The organism is Nocardioides limicola, assembly GCF_016827675.1.
Classification (GTDB): Bacteria; Actinomycetota; Actinomycetes; order Propionibacteriales; family Nocardioidaceae; genus Nocardioides; species Nocardioides limicola.
Map to the genome: position 1 here is coordinate 639,116 of NZ_JAERJA010000001.1, position 17,488 is coordinate 656,603.

Annotated in this window: 15 protein-coding genes and 1 tRNA gene; 2 read left to right on the plus strand and 14 right to left on the minus strand. The window is 69.6% G+C overall.

Features of this window, described 5'->3' with window-relative positions:
- Window positions 1-5: 5 nt before the first annotated feature.
- Window positions 6-1,370: a branched-chain amino acid ABC transporter permease gene (locus JKG67_RS03085; RefSeq protein WP_203335756.1), complete on the minus strand. Its 1,365-nt coding sequence runs from the start codon at window positions 1,368-1,370 to the stop codon at window positions 6-8.
- 161 nt (window positions 1,371-1,531) lie between these two features.
- Window positions 1,532-2,134: an ANTAR domain-containing response regulator gene (locus JKG67_RS03090; RefSeq protein ID WP_307816407.1), complete on the minus strand. Its 603-nt coding sequence runs from the start codon at window positions 2,132-2,134 to the stop codon at window positions 1,532-1,534.
- 70 nt (window positions 2,135-2,204) lie between these two features.
- Here JKG67_RS03090 and JKG67_RS03095 point away from each other — a divergent pair.
- Together JKG67_RS03095 and JKG67_RS03100 are read left to right on the plus strand one after the other, a co-directional pair.
- Window positions 2,205-2,280, plus strand: a tRNA-Leu gene (locus tag JKG67_RS03095).
- Between the two features lie 180 nt (window positions 2,281-2,460).
- Complete coding sequence (locus JKG67_RS03100; RefSeq protein ID WP_238997793.1) at window positions 2,461-2,814, plus strand: hypothetical protein; 354 nt, start codon at window positions 2,461-2,463, stop codon at window positions 2,812-2,814.
- Here the strand turns inward: JKG67_RS03100 and pyk are convergent.
- The 12 genes from pyk to JKG67_RS03160 all read right to left on the minus strand — a co-directional run bounded on the left by pyk (window position 2,804) and on the right by JKG67_RS03160 (window position 17,340).
- Window positions 2,804-4,276, minus strand: coding sequence for a pyruvate kinase (pyk, locus tag JKG67_RS03105; RefSeq protein ID WP_203335757.1), 1,473 nt, complete (start codon window positions 4,274-4,276; stop codon window positions 2,804-2,806). The two genes, JKG67_RS03100 and pyk, sit on opposite strands and share 11 nt — an antisense overlap.
- Before the next feature lie 63 nt (window positions 4,277-4,339).
- Window positions 4,340-5,797 (minus strand): glutamate synthase subunit beta, encoded by a 1,458-nt coding sequence (locus JKG67_RS03110; RefSeq protein ID WP_203335758.1) that lies wholly within the window; start codon window positions 5,795-5,797, stop codon window positions 4,340-4,342.
- Window positions 5,798-5,832: 35 nt separating this feature from the next.
- The gene (gene gltB / locus JKG67_RS03115; protein ID WP_203335759.1) at window positions 5,833-10,377 is read right to left on the minus strand and encodes a glutamate synthase large subunit; all 4,545 of its coding nucleotides are present in this window, start codon (window positions 10,375-10,377) and stop codon (window positions 5,833-5,835) included.
- 115 nt (window positions 10,378-10,492) lie between these two features.
- Complete coding sequence (locus JKG67_RS03120; RefSeq protein WP_307816408.1) at window positions 10,493-11,224, minus strand: VIT1/CCC1 transporter family protein; 732 nt, start codon at window positions 11,222-11,224, stop codon at window positions 10,493-10,495.
- 48 nt (window positions 11,225-11,272) lie between these two features.
- Window positions 11,273-12,142 carry a prolipoprotein diacylglyceryl transferase gene (gene lgt, locus JKG67_RS03125; RefSeq protein ID WP_203335760.1) on the minus strand — a complete coding sequence of 290 codons (870 nt, stop codon included), beginning with the start codon at window positions 12,140-12,142 and terminating at the stop codon, window positions 11,273-11,275.
- Window positions 12,139-12,768, minus strand: coding sequence for an SCO family protein (locus JKG67_RS03130; protein WP_203335761.1), 630 nt, complete (start codon window positions 12,766-12,768; stop codon window positions 12,139-12,141). Before JKG67_RS03130 ends, lgt begins: the two co-directional genes overlap by 4 nt.
- Window positions 12,761-13,561 (minus strand): tryptophan synthase subunit alpha, encoded by an 801-nt coding sequence (gene trpA / locus JKG67_RS03135; RefSeq protein ID WP_203335762.1) that lies wholly within the window; start codon window positions 13,559-13,561, stop codon window positions 12,761-12,763. The genes JKG67_RS03130 and trpA overlap by 8 nt, the downstream gene beginning before the upstream one ends.
- Entirely contained in the window at window positions 13,558-14,808 is a 1,251-nt protein-coding gene (gene trpB, locus JKG67_RS03140) for a tryptophan synthase subunit beta (protein ID WP_203335763.1), read from the minus strand. The genes trpA and trpB overlap by 4 nt, the downstream gene beginning before the upstream one ends.
- The gene (gene trpC / locus JKG67_RS03145; RefSeq protein ID WP_203335764.1) at window positions 14,805-15,590 is read right to left on the minus strand and encodes an indole-3-glycerol phosphate synthase TrpC; all 786 of its coding nucleotides are present in this window, start codon (window positions 15,588-15,590) and stop codon (window positions 14,805-14,807) included. The genes trpB and trpC overlap by 4 nt, the downstream gene beginning before the upstream one ends.
- A 48-nt stretch (window positions 15,591-15,638) precedes the next feature.
- The gene (locus JKG67_RS03150; protein WP_203335765.1) at window positions 15,639-16,082 is read right to left on the minus strand and encodes a DUF2752 domain-containing protein; all 444 of its coding nucleotides are present in this window, start codon (window positions 16,080-16,082) and stop codon (window positions 15,639-15,641) included.
- Between the two features lies 1 nt (window position 16,083).
- Window positions 16,084-16,293, minus strand: a complete 210-nt coding sequence (locus JKG67_RS03155; RefSeq protein WP_203335766.1) for an HGxxPAAW family protein — start codon at window positions 16,291-16,293, stop codon at window positions 16,084-16,086.
- A gap of 84 nt (window positions 16,294-16,377) precedes the next feature.
- Entirely contained in the window at window positions 16,378-17,340 is a 963-nt protein-coding gene (locus tag JKG67_RS03160; RefSeq protein WP_203335767.1) for a thiamine-phosphate kinase, read from the minus strand.
- Between the last annotated feature and the right edge of the window lie 148 nt (window positions 17,341-17,488).

Here is a 17,488-nt window from a genome sequence, read left to right on the forward strand (position 1 = left end):
GCTTCCTAACCGACCCGTTGTGCTTTGCCGAGGATGCCCTGCGGGCGCACCATCAGGAGCAGGATCAACACCAGCAGAGCCGTCGCATACTTCAGGTCACCGGGAGCACCCAGCACCGGCGTCAGTTCGACCATGACGCCGATGATCAAGGCTCCGATCAACGCACCGAACGCGGTGCCCAGGCCGCCCAGCGTCACCGCAGCGAAGAGCAGCAGCAGGATCTGCAGACCGGAGTTCCACTTCACACCGTTGAGGACCAGCGCCAGCATCACTCCGGAGAGGCCGGCCAGCGCGGTGGACAGGATCCACACCATCCGGATCACCCGGTCCACATCGATCCCGCTGGCCGCGGCCAGCGCCGGGTTGTCCGACACCGCCCGGGTCGCTCGCCCGAGTCGGGTGCGGAGCAGCGCGAACCCGACCACGGAGAGCACCAGGACGGCGATCCCCATCGCGAACAGAGACTGGGTGGTCAACGTGACCGGGCCGACGGAGACCGTGGCCGCCTGGGTGGTGAGCACCCGGACGGTGTCCGCCCCGACCACCACCTGGAAGGTGTACTGCAACGCCAGCGACAACCCGATGGTGACGATCATCATCTGGATCAGGCCGACGCCACGATGTCGTAGCGGTTGCCAGATGACGCGGTCCTGGAGATAGCCGGTGGCACCGCAGACGATCACGGTCAGTACGGCTGCCAGCAGGAAGGGGACGCCGAACCACTGGACCATCACGTAGGCGGTCATCCCACCGAGGGTGACCTGCTCGGCGTGGGAGAAGCTGGAGAGGCCGGTGGTGCCGTAGATCAACGACAGGCCGACCGAGGCCAGGGCCAGCAGCAGCCCGAGCCGGATGCCGCTGGCGAGGGCCTGCGCCAGTTGCTCCGACAGCGGAGTGACCGACCGATAGTCCTCGGCCCGCACCGAGAAGTTCAGCGCGGCCGGTCGCAGGCTGGCCTGCCGACCCTCGGTGAGCTCCAGAACGGCGGTCCGGGTCACGATGACGTTGCCCTGGGCGTCCGGAAGGATCGCCACCCCCGGGGGCAGCGTCGACTCGTCGATCGTCACCGTGTATTCACCGGGTTCGGTGACCTCGAGGATGCTGAACCCCTGCTCGTCGGTCTCCTGGAGCACGGTGTCGCCCGACGGCGTCTCGACCAGGAACTGGATCCCCGCTACTTCCACACCGCGGGGCAACTGCACCCGAAGGCACCCGTTCTCCGGTGACGGCGTACAGGTCGCCGGCTCGTCCACCACGGTGCTGGCGTAGGCGGCGCTGTGGCCGACCAGGAGCAGCAGCGGAGCGAGGACGAGCGCAAGACAGGCGGTGACTCCGGCCCGGATCAGCCCGAGCCGTGAAGCGTCGACCATCGCGTCCCTTTCCCTCTGACGGCGGCCACCTGGACGCCTTGAGTGACGTGCTGGTGAGTGTAGGACGAAAGTCGGGTGCTGTGTCCACGAAGGACCGGTAAAGACCCGGCCGATACCAAATGGTGACCGAACCGGGGTGGTCCGTGACCTGGGGCGGTCGGTCAGGAACCGCCCTCGACCAGGCCCGAGCCGTGCTCGACGACACCGTCGGCGACCTGACGCATCGACAGTCGCAGGTCCATCGCCGTCTTCTGGATCCACCGGAAGGCGTCGGGTTCACTGAGCCCGAGCTCGGACTGGAGCACACCCTTGGCCCGGTCCACCGCCTTGCGGACCTCCAGTCGTTCGGTGAGGTCGGCGACCTCCTTCTCGAGGGCGTGCAGTTCGGTGAACCGGCTCCGGGCCATTTCGATCGCGGGCACCAGGTCGCTGGCCGCGAACGGCTTGACCAGGTACGCCATCGCGCCGGCGTCACGGGCGCGCTCCACCAGGTCGCGCTGTGAGAAGGCGGTGAGGATGACCACCGGGGCGATCCGCTGCGCGGCGATCCGCTCGGCGGCCGCGATGCCGTCCAGGACCGGCATCTTCACGTCCAGGACCACCAGGTCCGGGCGCAACTCCTCGGCCAGCTCGACGGCCCGCTGCCCGTCGGCGGCCTGGCCGACGACGTCGTACCCCTCCTCGGCCAGCATCTCGGCGAGGTCCATCCGGATCAGCGCCTCGTCCTCGGCGATGACGACACGGGGGCGGTTCTCAACAGTCACGCCGACAGGTTAGGGCATCGCCCCGGAGTGGGTGCTCGAGACGCGCATCCGGTAGGTTTGCCCTCGGTTTGCCCCGGTAGCCCAACGGCAGAGGCAGTGGTCTCAAACACCATCCAGTGTGAGTTCGAATCTCACCCGGGGCACCAACTCCGCTTCGATTGTCGGCGGCTGCCATCACCATGGCTCCATGCCCCACGTTCGGCCATGGTCCACCGTCGTCGCCGCCCTCGCTGCCTCCGACAACGGCGTTCCCGACGCAGCGAACGCGATCGAGCACGGGGTTGCTGTGAAGACCATCCGCCGTTGGCGCCGGGAGTATCAGCGTCGTGGCACGGCTGCTGCAAGAGGTGAAACCAAACGCCAGGCCACATACACGCATCCGCACCGGGGCGCTCATCACGACGGCATCATGGAAGCACTGGCCCTGTCTGTTCCCCCAGCACGGACTTGGCCGCAAGCACGAGCGCCTCATCGTGCTTCACGAGTGGCAGCGGAAGGTGGTGCTGGGGTATCCCGACAGGTTCCTTCGGGGGTTGTTCCACTCGGACGGTTGCCGGGCCACCAGCTGGGCCCTCGATCTGGTCGATGTCCCGTGGCGGCAGTCGAACTGGCGCACGATCAGCGTCTCGCGACGCGACGCCGTCGCCAGACTGGACGAACTGATCGGCCTCAAGCGGTGACGCTTGACCCGCCGTTGGGGACCCGTCGGTACGCCGGGGCGACCTCGTTGATGGCGTCACCCATCCGGTGGATCCGCAGTGCGTTGGTCGACCCGGGGATGCCCGGAGGGCTGCCGGCGATGATGACCACCAACTCGCCCTCCTCGATCCGGGCCAACTTCAGCAGCGCCTCGTCGACCTGACGCACCATCATGTCGGTGTGCTCGACCGCCTCGGTGAGGAACGTCTCGATGCCCCAGGTCATCGCCAGCCGGGCACGGGTGCTCGGCTCCGGAGTGAAGGCGAGCACCGGGATGGGGCTGCGGAGCCGGGACAGTCGCCGTGCGGAATCACCGCTCTGGGTGAACGCCACCATGAAACGGGCGCCGATGCGGTGCGCCACCTCGGCGGCCGCCTTGGAGATCACCCCGCCGCTGGTGCGTGGTTCCCAGGCGATGTGGGCCATCCTGTTGAGCCCGTGCTCCTCGGTGGACTCGATGATCCGGTACATCGTGCGGACCGCTTCGATCGGGTAGGCGCCGACGCTGGTCTCCCCCGAGAGCATCACCGCGTCTGCGCCGTCGAGGACGGCGTTGGCCACATCGGAGGCCTCCGCGCGGGTGGGGGCCGGGTTGGTGATCATCGACTCAAGCATCTGGGTGGCCACGATCACCGGCTTCGCGTTGCGTCGGGCCTTCTCGATCACCTGCTTCTGCAGGAACGGCACGTCCTCCAGGGGGCACTCGACGCCGAGGTCGCCGCGGGCGACCATCAGCCCGTCGAAGGCGTCGATCACCGCACCGATGTTGGCCACCGCCTGCGGCTTCTCGATCTTGGCGATCACCGGCACGTGGATGCCGACCTCGTCCATCACCGCCCGTACGTCGGCGGCATCGGCGGCGTTGCGCACGAAGCTCAGCGCGATCATGTCCACACCGAGCCGCAGCGCGAACCGCAGGTCCTCGATGTCCTTCTCGCTCAGCGCCGGCACCGACACCGCGACACCGGGCAGGTTGATGCCCTTGTGGTTGCTGACCGTCCCTGCCACCACCACCTCGGTGTGCACGTCGGATCCCTCGACCGCGGTGACCCGCAGTCGCACCTTGCCGTCGTCGATCAGGATCGGGTCGCCGGCCTTCACGTCGCCGGGCAGTCCTTGGTACGTCGTACCGCAGTACTCGGCGCAGCCTTCGACGTCGCGGGTGGTGATCGTCCAGGACTGGCCGGTCTGCAGCTCGACCGGACCCTCGGCGAAGGTGCTCAGCCGGATCTTCGGCCCCTGCAGGTCCGCGAAGATGCCGACGCCACGACCGGTCTCGGCGGCGGCTTCACGGACCAGCCGGTACATCGCCTCGTGGTCGGCGTGGCTGCCGTGGCTCATGTTCATCCGAGCCACGTCCATGCCCGCGTCGACCAGCGCGCGTACCTGCTCGGGGGTGGAGACAGCCGGGCCAAGGGTACAAACGATCTTCGCTCTACGCACGACACGACCCTACTGCCATCGGGCAGCAGGGTCGTGATCGAGACGGTTACCGACCGGTGTCGATCAGGCCATCAGTGGACGTGCGGTCGGCGGGATCGGCGCCGGCAGCGCCGTGGAGCCGGTCAGGAAGCGGTCCACCGCCGCGGCCGCGGAGCGACCTTCGGCGATCGCCCAGACGATCAGCGACTGACCGCGGCCGGCGTCGCCGGCCACGAAGACCCCGTCGACGCTGGTCGCGTAGGCGCTGTCGCGGACCACGTTGCCGCGCTGATCCAACTCGACCTCGAACTGCTCGAGCAGCCCGGGCTGCTGCGGGCCCAGGAAACCCATCGCGAGCAGCACCAGCTGAGCCGGGATCTCCCGCTCGGTCCCCTCGATCGGCTGGAACCCGGCGTCGACCTCGACCAGCTGCAGCGCGCGCACCTGGCCGTCCTCGTCGCCGAGGAACTGCTGGGTGGAGATCGAGTACACCCGGTCGCCGCCCTCCTCGTGAGCGGAGGAGACCCGGAACAGCATCGGGTACGTCGGCCACGGCTGACCCTCGGGACGCTCCTCACCGGGGCGAGGCATGATCTCCAACTGGGTGATCGACCTGGCGCCCTGCCGGATCGAGGTGCCGAGGCAGTCCGCCCCGGTGTCACCGCCGCCGATGATCACGACGTCCTTGCCCTCGGCGACGATCTGACCCTCGACCTGCTCGCCGAGCGCCACCCGGTTGGCCTGCGGCAGGAACTCCATCGCCTGATGGATCCCGCCCAGTTCACGACCGGGCACCGGCAGGTCCCGCGGCTCGCAGGCGCCGATGGCGAGCACCACGGCGTCGTACCGGTCCTTCAGGGATCGGGCGGCGATGTCCACGCCTGCCTCGATGCCGGTGCGGAAGACGGTGCCCTCGGAGCGCATCTGCTCGATGCGCCGGTCGACGTGGCTCTTCTCCATCTTGAACTCGGGGATGCCGTAACGGAGCAGCCCGCCAGGCTTGTCGTCGCGTTCGTAGACGGCGACGGTGTGACCAGCCCGGGTCAACTGCTGGGCCGCTGCCAGGCCGGCCGGTCCGGAACCGATCACCGCCACCGTCTTGCCGGACAGCCACTCCGGCGGCTGCGGCTTGACGTTGCGGTCGTCCCACGCCCGGTCGATGATCGCGACCTCGACGTTCTTGATCGTCACCGGGTCCTGGTTGATGCCCAGCACACACGCCGGCTCACACGGAGCGGGGCACAGGCGACCGGTGAACTCGGGGAAGTTGTTGGTCGCATGCAGCCGCTCGATCGCACTGTCCCAGTCATCGCGATAGACGAGGTCGTTCCACTCGGGGATCAGGTTGCCCAGCGGGCAGCCGCTGTGACAGAACGGGATGCCGCAGTCCATGCAGCGACTCGCCTGGGTCTGGATGATCGGCAACAGGGCACGCCCGATCCCGCCGGGGTACACCTCGTCCCAGTCCTTGACCCGCTCGTCCACGGGACGGCGTCCGGCCACTTCGCGGCCGTGCTTGAGGAATCCCTTGGGGTCAGCCACGGTAGGCCCCTTCCATCGTGCGTGCGCAGGTGCGGTCAGCCATGGAGCACCTCCATGATCCGGGCAGCGGCCTCGTCCTCGCTCAGGCCGTCCTCGAGGGCTTCCTCACGAGCTTCGAGGACCCGCTTGTAGTCGCTGGGCATCACCTCGGTGAACCGGGCCAGCGCAGCCGGCCAGTCCGCGAGCATCTCCTCGGCGACCGCTGAGCCGGTCTCCTCCAGGTGCAACCGGACCAGTGCCTCCAACTCGTCGGCGGCCTTGCCCTCGACCTTGCCGAGCTCCACCAGTTCGTGGTTCACCCGGCCCTCGTCGAGGTCCAGCACGAACGCGTCGCCGCCGGACATGCCTGCCGCGAAGTTGCGGCCGGTCGGACCGAGGACGACCACGCGCCCTCCGGTCATGTACTCGCAACCGTGGTCGCCGACACCCTCGGTGACCACCGTGGCACCGGAGTTGCGCACGCAGCAGCGCTCCCCCACGCCACCGCGCAGGAAGATCTGCCCGCTGGTGGCGCCGTAGGCGATCGTGTTGCCGGCGATGATGTGCTCCTCCGCCTTCAGCGGCGAGCTGCGGTCGGGACGGACGATGATCCGCCCACCGGAGAGGCCCTTGCCCACGTAGTCGTTCGCGTCGCCCTCCAGCCGCAGCGTGATGCCGCGGGGCACGAAGGCTCCGAACGACTGACCCGCGGACCCGGTGAAGGTGAGGTCGATGGTGCCCTCGGGCAGCCCCTCACCCCGGTACCGCTTGGTGACCTCGTGGCCAAGGATGGTGCCGACGGTGCGGTTCACGTTCCGAATCGGCAGGTGGGCACGGACCGGCTCGCCGCGTTCAAGGGCAGGAGCCGCCAGCGGCACCAGTTCGGTGACGTCGAGCGACTTCTCCAGGGCGTGGTCCTGCTCCTTGGTGCAGCGCAGGTCCTGGTCGGCGAACTGGCCGGGCAGCTGCGGCGCGTGCAGGATCGGCGTCAGGTCCAGCCCGGACGCCTTCCAGTGGTCCACCGCCTGCTCCACGTCCAGCGAGCCGACCTGACCGATGGCCTCATCGAGGCTGCGGAAGCCGAGCTCGGCGAGCAGCTCGCGCACCTCTTCGGCGACGAAGAGGAAGAAGTTCTCCACGAACTCCGGCTTGCCGGAGAAGCGCTCCCGGAGCACCGGGTTCTGGGTGGCCACACCGACCGGGCAGGTGTCCAGGTGGCACACCCGCATCATGATGCAGCCGGAGACCACCAGCGGAGCGGTCGCGAAACCGAACTCCTCGGCGCCGAGCAGCGCGGCGATGACCACGTCACGACCGGTCTTGAGCTGTCCGTCGGTCTGTACGACGATCCGGTCCCGCAGTCCGTTGAGCAGCAGCGTCTGCTGGGTCTCGGCCAGGCCGAGCTCCCAGGGTCCGCCGGCGTGCTTGAGGGATGTCAGCGGCGACGCACCGGTGCCACCGTCGTGACCGGAGATCAGCACCACGTCCGCGTGCGCCTTGGAGACGCCCGCAGCCACAGTGCCGACACCGACCTCGGAGACCAGCTTCACGTGGACCCGGGCAGCCGGGTTCGCGTTCTTCAGGTCGTGGATCAGCTGTGCCAGGTCCTCGATCGAGTAGATGTCGTGGTGCGGCGGAGGGCTGATCAGGCCGACGCCAGGCGTGGAGTGCCGGGTCTTGGCCACCCACGGGTAGACCTTGTGCCCGGGCAACTGACCGCCCTCGCCCGGCTTCGCGCCCTGGGCCATCTTGATCTGGATGTCGTCGGAGTTCGTCAGGTACTCCGACGTGACACCGAAGCGACCCGAGGCGACCTGCTTGATGGAGCTGCGACGCTCGGGGTCGTAGAGCCGGTCCGGGTCCTCGCCGCCCTCACCGGTGTTGGACTTGCCACCCAACCGGTTCATCGCGATCGCCAGCGTCTCATGCGCCTCGGCCGAGATCGAGCCGTAGGACATCGCCCCGGTGGAGAACCGCTTGACGATCTCGCTGACCGGCTCGACCTCCTCCAGTGGCACCGGCTGTCGGCCGGCCGCCTCGGCATCCTTGAACTTGAACAGCCCGCGCAGGGTCATCAGCCGCTCGGACTGCTCGTCGACGCGCTTCGTGTACTGCTTGAACACGTCGAACTGACCGGTGCGGGTCGAGTGCTGCAACCGGAAGACGGTCTCGGGGTCGAAGAGGTGGGGTTCACCGTCACGACGCCACTGATACTCGCCGCCGATCTCGAGCTGGCGCTGCGAGGGCAGGATCCCGCCGCGCGGGTACGCCGTGGCATGCCGGCGGGCGACCTCCTCGGCGATCACGTCGAGGCCGATGCCGCCCAGCTTGGACGTGGTACCGGTGAAGTACCGGTCGACCACGTCCTGGGAGAGACCGATGCACTCGAAGATCTGCGCACCGGTGTAGGAGGCGACGGTGGAGACACCCATCTTGGACATCACCTTGGTGACGCCCTTGCCCAGCGACTTGATCAGGTTCTGGACGGCGACCTCGGGGTCGACCTTGACGTAGAAGCCCTCGCGAGCGAGGTCCTCGACGGTCTCCATGGCCAGGTACGGGTTGACTGCGGCAGCGCCGTAGCCGACCAGCAGGGCCACATGGTGCACCTCGCGGATGTCACCGGCCTCGACCAGCAGTCCGACCTGGGTGCGGCTCTTCTCCCGGACCAGGTGGTGGTGGACGGCCGCAGTGAGCAGCAGCGACGGGATCGGCGCGAGTTCGGCGGTGGAGTGCCGGTCCGACAGCACGATGATCCGTGCGCCCTCGGCGATCGCCGTGGACACTTCGGCGCAGATCTCGTCGATCCGCCGAGCCATCGCCGCGCCGCCCCCGGCGACGTCGTACAGGCCGCGGGCGACGTGGGTGATGAAGCCGGGCATGTCACCGTCACGGTTGATGTGACGGATCTTGGCCAGGTCGTCGTTGCTGATCACCGGGAACGGCAGCAGCACCTGGCGACAGGACGCCGGGGTCGGCTGCAGCAGGTTCGCCTCCGGGCCGATGGAGCCGTTCAGCGAGGTGACGAGCTCCTCACGGATGGCGTCCAGGGGCGGGTTGGTCACCTGGGCGAACAACTGGCTGAAGTAGTCGAAGATCTGGCGCGGCCGGTCCGACAACGCCGCGATCGGGGTGTCGGTGCCCATCGAGCCGATCGGCTCGCCGCCGGTGTTGGCCATCGGCGTGAGCAGGATCCGCAGCTCCTCCTCGGTGTAGCCGAACACCTGCTGGCGGCGGGTGACCGAGGCGTGGGTGTGCACGATGTGCTCAAGCTCGGGCAGGTCGTCGAGGTTGATCAGCCCACCGTGCAGCCACTCCTGGTAGGGGCGCTGCGAGGACAGCTCCTGCTTGATCTCGTCGTCCTCGATGATCCGGTGTTCTTCGGTGTCCACCAGGAACATCCGGCCGGGCTGCAGTCGGCCCTTGCGGACCACGGTGGCAGGGTCGAGGTCCAGGACGCCGACCTCGGAGGCGAGCACCACCAGGCCGTCGTCGGTGACCCAGTAGCGGGACGGGCGCAGACCGTTGCGGTCCAGCACCGCGCCGACCTGGGTGCCGTCGGTGAACACCACGCACGCCGGACCGTCCCAGGGCTCCATCATCGTGGAGTGGAACTCGTAGAAGGCCCGCAGCTCCGGGCCCATCTCGGTGTGCTTCTCCCACGCCTCGGGGATCATCATCAACACCGCATGCGGCAGCGAACGGCCGCCCAGGTGGAGCAGTTCGAGGACCTCGTCGAAGGAGGCCGAGTCGGAGGCGCCGGGGGTGCAGATCGGGAACAGTCGCTCCAGGTCGCCGGGGATGAGGTCACTCTCCAGCAGCGCCTCGCGGGCCCGCATCCAGTTGCGGTTGCCCATCACCGTGTTGATCTCGCCGTTGTGGGCGATGAAACGGAACGGGTGCGACAGCGGCCAGCTGGGGAACGTGTTGGTCGAGAACCGCGAGTGCACCACCGCGACCGCCGAGGCGATCCGCGCGTCGACAAGGTCGGGGAAGACCTGGTCGAGCTGATCGGTGGTGAGCATGCCCTTGTAGGCCAGGGTGCGGGCCGACAGGGACGGGAAGTAGACGTCGGTCTCCCGCTCGGCGCGCTTGCGCAGGCAGAAGGCGGCCCGCTCCAGCGCCATCCCGGTCAGTCGACCGCCGTTGCCGGCGACGAAGAGCTGCCGGAAGGTGGGCATGCAGGCGAGCGCGGAGTCACCCAGGGTGGAGGTGTCGACGGGCACGTCACGCCAGCCGAGGACCGTCAGGTTCTCCTCGACGGCCAGGCTCTCGATCGCAGCGACCGTCTCGGCGACATGGGCCTCGTCACCGGGGAGGAAGGCAGTGCCCACGGCGAAGCCACCGGCCTGCGGCAACTCGAAGTCAACCACGGCGCGCAGGAACTCGTCCGGCACCTGCATCAGGATGCCGGCACCGTCACCGGAGTTCGTCTCGGCCCCGGCAGCACCGCGGTGCTCAAGGTTGCGCAGCGCGGTGAGCGCCTTGTCAACGATGTCGTGGCTGGCAACGCCGGTCAGGGTCGCGACGAAGGCCACACCGCACGCGTCGTGCTCGTGCTGGCCGTCGTAGAGTCCTTGGGGCGGCGGGAAGGCATCCATGCTTTCTCCCGTCGTCATCGCATGCGTGGCACCCAAGGGCCGCGGATGCAGTGGTGGCTGAAGTGGGCAGCAGGGGACGACATTGGCCCAAGCAGAGGCATCAGGTTACCACCGTTCAGACACTCGCCCCGACGAGCATCCCAATCCCATAGGTGGCCGCGAAAGCGATGCAGCCGAGCAGCACCTGACGGCCTCCGCCGTACCACCAGGGCCGGGACGTGACCCGGGTCACGACCGCCCCGAGCGCGAACAGCACCATCAGGGTCACCACGATCGAGATGGTCAGGGTCTCGGCTCCGAACAGGTACGGGACCACCGGCACGCTGGCGCCGGCGGTAAAGGCCAGGAACGACGACACCGCGGCCACCTTCGGCGAGGCCAGGCCGTCGGGGTCCACGCCGAACTCGATCTGAGCGTGCACGGTGACGGCGGTCTCGACGTCTTGGTGCACCTGTCGGGCCACGTCCTCGGCGGTTGACTGGGCCAGCCCCTTGTCGACCAGGATCTCGACCAGTTCGGCTCGCTCCTCCTCGGGGTGGGCGAGGATCTCGGCGCGTTCCTTGTCCACCTCACGCTGAGCGGACTCGGATTCGCTCGCCACCGAGACGTACTCCCCCACGGCCATCGAGAAGGCGCCGGCGGCCAGTCCCGCGATCCCGGCCAGGATCACCGCAGTGGTGTCCTCGATGTGCCGGGTCCCGCCGGCGACGCCGGCCACCAGTGCGGCGTTGGAGACGAGGCCGTCCATCGCCCCGAAGACGGACGGCCGCAACCATCCACCGGTGAGGTCCTCGTGCTCGTGGTCGATGACCACCGGGTCGGGTTCAGGCTGGATGTCTGAGGTCACCCCTGCGACGGTAGCCACGATCGTGGCCGGACGCACCGCAGGCGAGGCTCACCTATCCAGGGAGGGGGGCTCGCTCCCGACCGGGCGTGACGCCTGGCGCCGCCGGGACCACACGAACCAGGCCGCCGCGAGGGCGAAGGCGATCAGCGACATCCACACGTTGAAACGCAGTCCACCGACGTCGATCAGCTGCACCTGGTCGATACGCAGCATCTCGATCCAGCCACGCCCCAAGGTGTAGGCCATCACGTACGCCGCCAGCATCTGGCCGTGCCGCAACCGGAACCGCCGATCGAGCCAGATCAGCACCCCGAAGGCGGCCAGGTTCCACAACGACTCGTAGAGGAAGGTGGGGTGGAAGGTGGCGAACTCGGCGTACCCGGACGGCCGGTACGCCGGGTCGATCTGCACTGCCCACGGCAGGTCCGTGGGCAGTCCGAAGAGCTCCTGGTTGAACCAGTTCCCCCAGCGGCCGATGGCTTGGGCGACCAGCACGCCGGGGGCCAGGGCGTCCAGCATCTCGCTGATCCGGATCCCCTTGAGCCGGCACCCGATCGCGACGCCCACCGCACCGAGCGCGATGGCGCCCCAGATGCCGAGTCCGCCGCGCCAGATGTACAGCGCGGTGACCGGGTTGCTCCCCTCACCGAAGTACAACTCGGCGTCGGTGAGCACGTGGTAGAGGCGACCGCCGACAAGCCCGAACGGGACCGCCCACAGTGCGAGGTCGGCCACGTCCCCGGCGGACCCGCCGCGGGCTCGCCAGCGCCGGTCTCCGATCCAGACCGCGGCCAGGATGCCGAGGATGATGCACAGCGCATAGCCGCGCAGCGGCACCGGGCCGACGTACCAGACCCCGCTGTCCGGGCTGGGGATGCTGGCGGCCAGGGTCCAGGCGGTCAGGGTCCAGGCAGTCATCGGGTCATCTCCTCGGTTCGGGCGAGCAAGAGTGCCACATCCTCGGCGAACTCGGCTGCCGAGGTGGTGTGACTCCACACCAGGACGCCTTCGCCGCCGGTCAACGCGATCACCGACGCGGTGTGGTCGATCTCGTAGGCCTGGGTGTCGGAGTCGACCCGCTCGGCATGCACCGCCAGTTGCCGGGCGGTCACGGTGATCACGTCCTGCTCCCCGGTCAGCCCGACGATGCCGGGCGCGTACCGGTCCAGGTAGCCGCGCAGGGTCTGTGGGTCGTCCCGCTCGGGGTCGGTGGTGACGAAGACCAGTTGCACGTCGTCGCGGTGCTCCGCGGGCAGCCTGACCTGGGCCGACGCCAGTGCCGACATCACGTTCTGGCAGATGTCGGGGCACTGGGTGTAGCCGAAGAAGACCAGACTGACCGGGGCCTCGAGGTCGGCGGCCAGCGAGAACGGGGCGCCGTCGGTGTCCACCAGCGCCGTGTCGGGGGCCGGGTAGGTGTCGTCGAGGAGGGTGCCGTGGAAGCCGTCGTCGCCCACCAGCACCGTTGGCGACGTGGTCCCCGAGCAGGCGGCGACCAGGACCACGACGATCGACGCGACGAGCAGCCGAAGCCGGTCACGCATCGTGGCGCACGCCCCTGGACAGCTGCTCGGTCAGGCTCCCCAGCGCGGCGAGTCCGTCGTCGGCGCCCCGGTCGAGCAGGGTGCGCACGAACGCGGAGCCGACGATCACGCCGTCCGCGTACTCGGCGACCTCGGCGGCCTGGGCTCGGGTGGAGACACCCAGCCCTACGCCGATCGGCAGGTCGGCGGGGCTCAACGCCCGGGTCCGCGCCACCAGCGGACCGGCAAGGTCGCTGCTGGTCGCCCGGGCACCGGTGACCCCCATCACCGCAGTCGCGTAGACGAACCCCCGGCAGGCGGCGGTGGTCATCGCGATCCGCTCGTCGGTCGACGAGGGGGCGACCAGGAAGACCTTGTCCAACTCGTGGGCGTCGGCCGCGGCGATCCACTCGGGCGCGAAGTCCGGGGTGATGTCCGGGGTGATCAGGCCCGCTCCCCCGGCTGAGGCCAGATCGGCGGCGAACCTGTCGACTCCGTAGCGCTCCACCGGGTTCCAGTACGTCATCACCAGCGTCGGTGTCCCGGTGGCGGCCACCGCCTCGACGGTGCGCAGCACGTCACGGGTGCGGACGCCGCCGTCGAGTGCCTGCTGGGCGGCGGCCTGGATGGTCGGTCCGTCCATCACCGGGTCCGAGTACGGCAACCCGATCTCGATCACGTCGCAGCCGGCCGACACCATCGTGCGCAGCGCAGCGATGCTGCCCTCGACGTCGGGGAATCCCGCCGGCAGGTAGCCGATCAGAGCGGCTCGTCCCTCGGCCCGGCATTGCGCGAACGCGGCGCCCACACTCATCGGCTCTCCTCCGTGTCGGTGTCGCCCGCGTCGGTGTCGCCGAGCCCGAACCAGTCGATGGCGGTGCCCATGTCCTTGTCGCCGCGTCCCGACAGGCTGATCAGCACGGTGGCCTCCGGGCCACGTTCGGCACCGAGGCGCCGGGCGAGCTCGAGACCTCCGGCGACGGCGTGCGCGGACTCGATGGCCGGGATGATCCCCTCGGTCCGGCTCAGCAACGCGAAGGCGTCCATCGCCTCGGCGTCGGTGACGGGGCTGTAGCTGGCCCGTCCGGTGGCGGCCAGGTGCGCGTGCTGCGGCCCGACGCCGGGATAGTCCAGGCCCGCCGAGATCGAGTGCGACTCGATCGTCTGACCGTCCGCGTCCTGCAGGATGAAGGTGCGTGCCCCGTGCAGGACGCCGGGTTCACCGGCGTGGATGGTGGCGGCGTGCCGTCCGGTCTCGACGCCGTCACCGCCCGGTTCGTAGCCGTGGATGGCCACCTCGTCGTCGTCGAGGAAGGCGGCGAAGAGGCCGATGGCGTTCGACCCTCCGCCCACGCAGGCCGCCACCGCGTCCGGGAGCACACCGAACTGTTCCAGGCACTGGGCGCGGGCCTCGTCCCCGATGCCGCGGGTGAAGTCGCGGACCATCGACGGGAACGGGTGCGGCCCGGCTGCGGTCCCGAAGAGGTACGCCGTGTGGTCGACGCTGGCGACCCAGTCCCGCAACGCCTCGTTGATGGCGTCCTTGAGGGTGGCGGATCCGGACTCGACCGGCACCACCCGGGCGCCCAGCAGCTGCATCCGGGCGACGTTGAGCGCCTGACGGCGGGTGTCCACGGCACCCATGTAGACGGTGCAGTCGAGGCCGAAGTAGGCGGCCGCGGTGGCCGAGGCGACGCCGTGCTGACCGGCACCGGTCTCGGCGATCACCCGGTCCTTCCCCATCCGCTTGGTGAGCAGCGCCTGGCCGAGCACGTTGCGGATCTTGTGCGCGCCGGTGTGGTTGAGGTCCTCACGCTTGAGCAGCACCCGGGCGCCGACCTGGGCGCTGAGCCGTTCCGCGTGATACAGCGGGCTCGGCGTGCCGGCGTACTCACGCAGGATGCGGGCGAAGGCACCGGTGAACTCCGGGTCGGCCATCGCCGCGGTCCAGGCGTCGGTGAGTTCGTCGAGGGCCGCGACCAGCGCCTCGGGCATGAACCGGCCGCCCCAGGCCCCCGGCTCGCCGAACCACCCGGCCTGATCGGCGCCGAACGTTGTCATCGCGCTCCCACTCCCGTCATCGATCGCACCGCACCTTCGGGATCGCCGTGTTTGACCAGGGCCTCCCCGACCAGCACCACCCGGGCGCCCTCGGAGACGTAGCGGGCCACGTCCCCGACCCCGGTGATCCCGGACTCCGCAACCAGCACCCGGTCACCGGGGACCATCGGAGCCAACCGGGCGAACGCGTCGGCGTCGATCTCGAGGGTCTTGAGGTTGCGGGCGTTGACCCCGACGAGTTCGGCGCCCAGGGCGACGGCGCGTTCGACCTCGGCTTCGTCGTGCACCTCGACCAGCGCGGTCATCCCCAGCTCCCCGATCAGGTCGTGCAGCCGTCGCAGCTGAGCGTCGTCGAGGGCGGCCACGATCAGCAGCACCAGGTCGGCGCCGGCGGCCCGGGCCTCGAGCACCTGGTAGTCGGTGACCACGAAGTCCTTGCGCAGCAGGGGGGTGTCGACGGCGGCCCGGACCGCGCGCAGGTCGTGGAGGCTGCCCGAGAACCGCCGCTGCTCGGTCAGCACCGAGATCGCCGCGGCTCCGCCGGCGGCGTAGCTGAGGGCCAACTCGGCCGGGGCGGAGATCTCGGCGAGGTCGCCCTTGCTGGGGCTGCGTCGCTTGACCTCGGCGATCACCGAGGAGCCGGGCGCACGGAAGTGCGGCATCGGGTCGCGCACCGGGGGCGCGTCCGCGATCGCGGCAGCGACGTCGGCCTGCGACACCTCGAGCATTCGTCGGGCGAGGTCGTCGCGGACACCGGCGACGATCTCATCGAGCACCGACACGGGTGGCCTCCTGGAGGAGTGGGACGGAGAGGGGGCGGAGCGGGGTGGTCACGAGTGCAGCCAGGCACCGGCCGGCAAGTTGCGGACCACGGTGAAGACGATCAGCAGCACCAACAGTGACAGCCATACCCAGCGTGACAGCGGCGGCACGGGCGAGAGTGGACGGCCCTGCCATCGGCCGACCAGCAGCCGCACCCACCAGATCGCCACCACGGGAGCCGCGACCACCAGCAGCAGGTTCGACGAGGCGGCCGCGACGAGGTCGACGTTGGTCAGGTGGTGCACGGCACGGAGACTGCCGCAGAACGGACAGTCGAAGCCGAGCAACGCGGTGGGGCAGATCCCCCACGAGCCCTGCACGTGCGGATCCCGTAGGTGCAGCCCGAGGCTGACGACCCCGACCGCCCCGGCTGCGCCCAGCAACGGCGCCACCCGGCGTACCGGACCGGGCTCGGTCCGGGGAGGGGTCGCGGGCGCCGTCCGGGCGGACATGTCAGTGGCTGTCGACAGCCTGGTCACCCAGGCCGAGCTTGTTCATCACCACGAGCACCACCAGAGCCAGCGGCAGCAGCGCGAGACCGAACCAGAACAGCGGCAGGCTCACCGGGCGGATCATCAGCGCGACACCGGCGACCACGAAACCGGCCAGTCCGACCGCGACGGCGGTCCAGGCGGCGGGGGTGTTGCCGTGGTTGTCAGCCATTCTGGGCTCTCCTCAGGGAACGGGGATGGGGCTCGGCGTCATTCTAGGTGCACGGGTGGGTGCGGTCGGCGACTGACCACCGGGTCAGAAGTGCGTCCACCCCGCCGGGGCGTCGTGGGGCGCCCCGTCCACGGTGACCGGGACCGCCTCCGGGTCACCGATCGCCCGGACCTCACCGATGACCTGCCAGCCCGCCGGCACCGCGGAGGCCGCCGGGAAGGTGGCCACCAGGGCATGGTCGTCGCCGCCGGTGAGGATGAAGCTGATCGGATCCGCTCCGGTGGCAGCCGCCACCGCCTGCAACGGCTCCGGCACCTCGAACGAGGAGCTGCGCACGTCGATCGCCACGCCTGACGCCGTCGCGATATGGCCCAGGTCGGCGAGCAGCCCGTCGGAGACGTCGATCATCGCCGTGGCCCCGGCCTCGGCGGCCACCAGCCCGGCGTCGTACGGCGGCTCGGGACGTCGGTAGGCGTCGACCAGCACCCGCGGTGACCGGAAACCTCGACCGAGCACCGCCAGTCCCCCGGCGGCCCAGCCCTGCCGGCCGGTCAGGGCCACCACATCGCCGGGGCTGGCGCCTGAGCGCAGCACCGGGGCCTGGGTGCAGGCACCGAGCACGGTGACGGCGATGGTGATCGAGTCGGCTCGGGTCAGGTCGCCGCCGACCACCGAGGCGCCCACCGCGGCAGCCTCGGCGGCGAAGCCGGCCGCGAAGTCGAGCAGCCAGCCGGCCTTCAGGTCTGCCGGAGCGGCGATGGCTAGGGTCAGCGAGTGGGCCCGGCCGCCCATCGCGTTGACGTCGGAGAGGTTGGCTGCCGCGGACCGGTGGCCGACGTCGGCGGCATCGGCCCAGTCCCGACGGAAGTGTTGGTTCTCGACCAGCATGTCGGTGGAGACCACCACGTGACCGTTGCGGATCCGGAGCACGGCCGCGTCATCTCCCGGCCCGACCAGGACCTGGTCGTGCTGCTCGAAGAGCCGGGTCAGTTCGCCGATCATGGCGAACTCACCGACCTCGGCCAGGGTGCCTTCGCGCAACTGCATGGGCCCATCCCACCAGAGAGCCGATCGGGCCGAAGGTGCGGGTCACCCAGTGGTGGGGGTAGGTTGTGGCGGCAAGGCGCACCGGTTGCCGGTGTCCCCCACGACTGCGCGCAGGCACAGCAACCCGGTCTGCGCGCAGGCACAGCAA

Excerpts from the sequence above, each read along its gene's own strand:
- JKG67_RS03155 (WP_203335766.1), bottom strand. The coding sequence starts at position 16,293 with ATGGCTGACAACCACGGCAACACCCCCGCCGCCTGGACCGCCGTCGCG.
- JKG67_RS03130 (WP_203335761.1), bottom strand. The coding sequence starts at position 12,768 with ATGCGTGACCGGCTTCGGCTGCTCGTCGCGTCGATCGTCGTGGTCCTG.
- JKG67_RS03150 (WP_203335765.1), bottom strand. The coding sequence starts at position 16,082 with ATGTCCGCCCGGACGGCGCCCGCGACCCCTCCCCGGACCGAGCCCGGT.
- gltB (WP_203335759.1), bottom strand. The coding sequence starts at position 10,377 with ATGGATGCCTTCCCGCCGCCCCAAGGACTCTACGACGGCCAGCACGAG.
- lgt (WP_203335760.1), bottom strand. The coding sequence starts at position 12,142 with ATGACTGCCTGGACCCTGACCGCCTGGACCCTGGCCGCCAGCATCCCC.
- trpA (WP_203335762.1), bottom strand. The coding sequence starts at position 13,561 with ATGAGTGTGGGCGCCGCGTTCGCGCAATGCCGGGCCGAGGGACGAGCC.
- trpB (WP_203335763.1), bottom strand. The coding sequence starts at position 14,808 with ATGACAACGTTCGGCGCCGATCAGGCCGGGTGGTTCGGCGAGCCGGGG.
- JKG67_RS03160 (WP_203335767.1), bottom strand. The coding sequence starts at position 17,340 with ATGCAGTTGCGCGAAGGCACCCTGGCCGAGGTCGGTGAGTTCGCCATG.
- JKG67_RS03085 (WP_203335756.1), bottom strand. The coding sequence starts at position 1,370 with ATGGTCGACGCTTCACGGCTCGGGCTGATCCGGGCCGGAGTCACCGCC.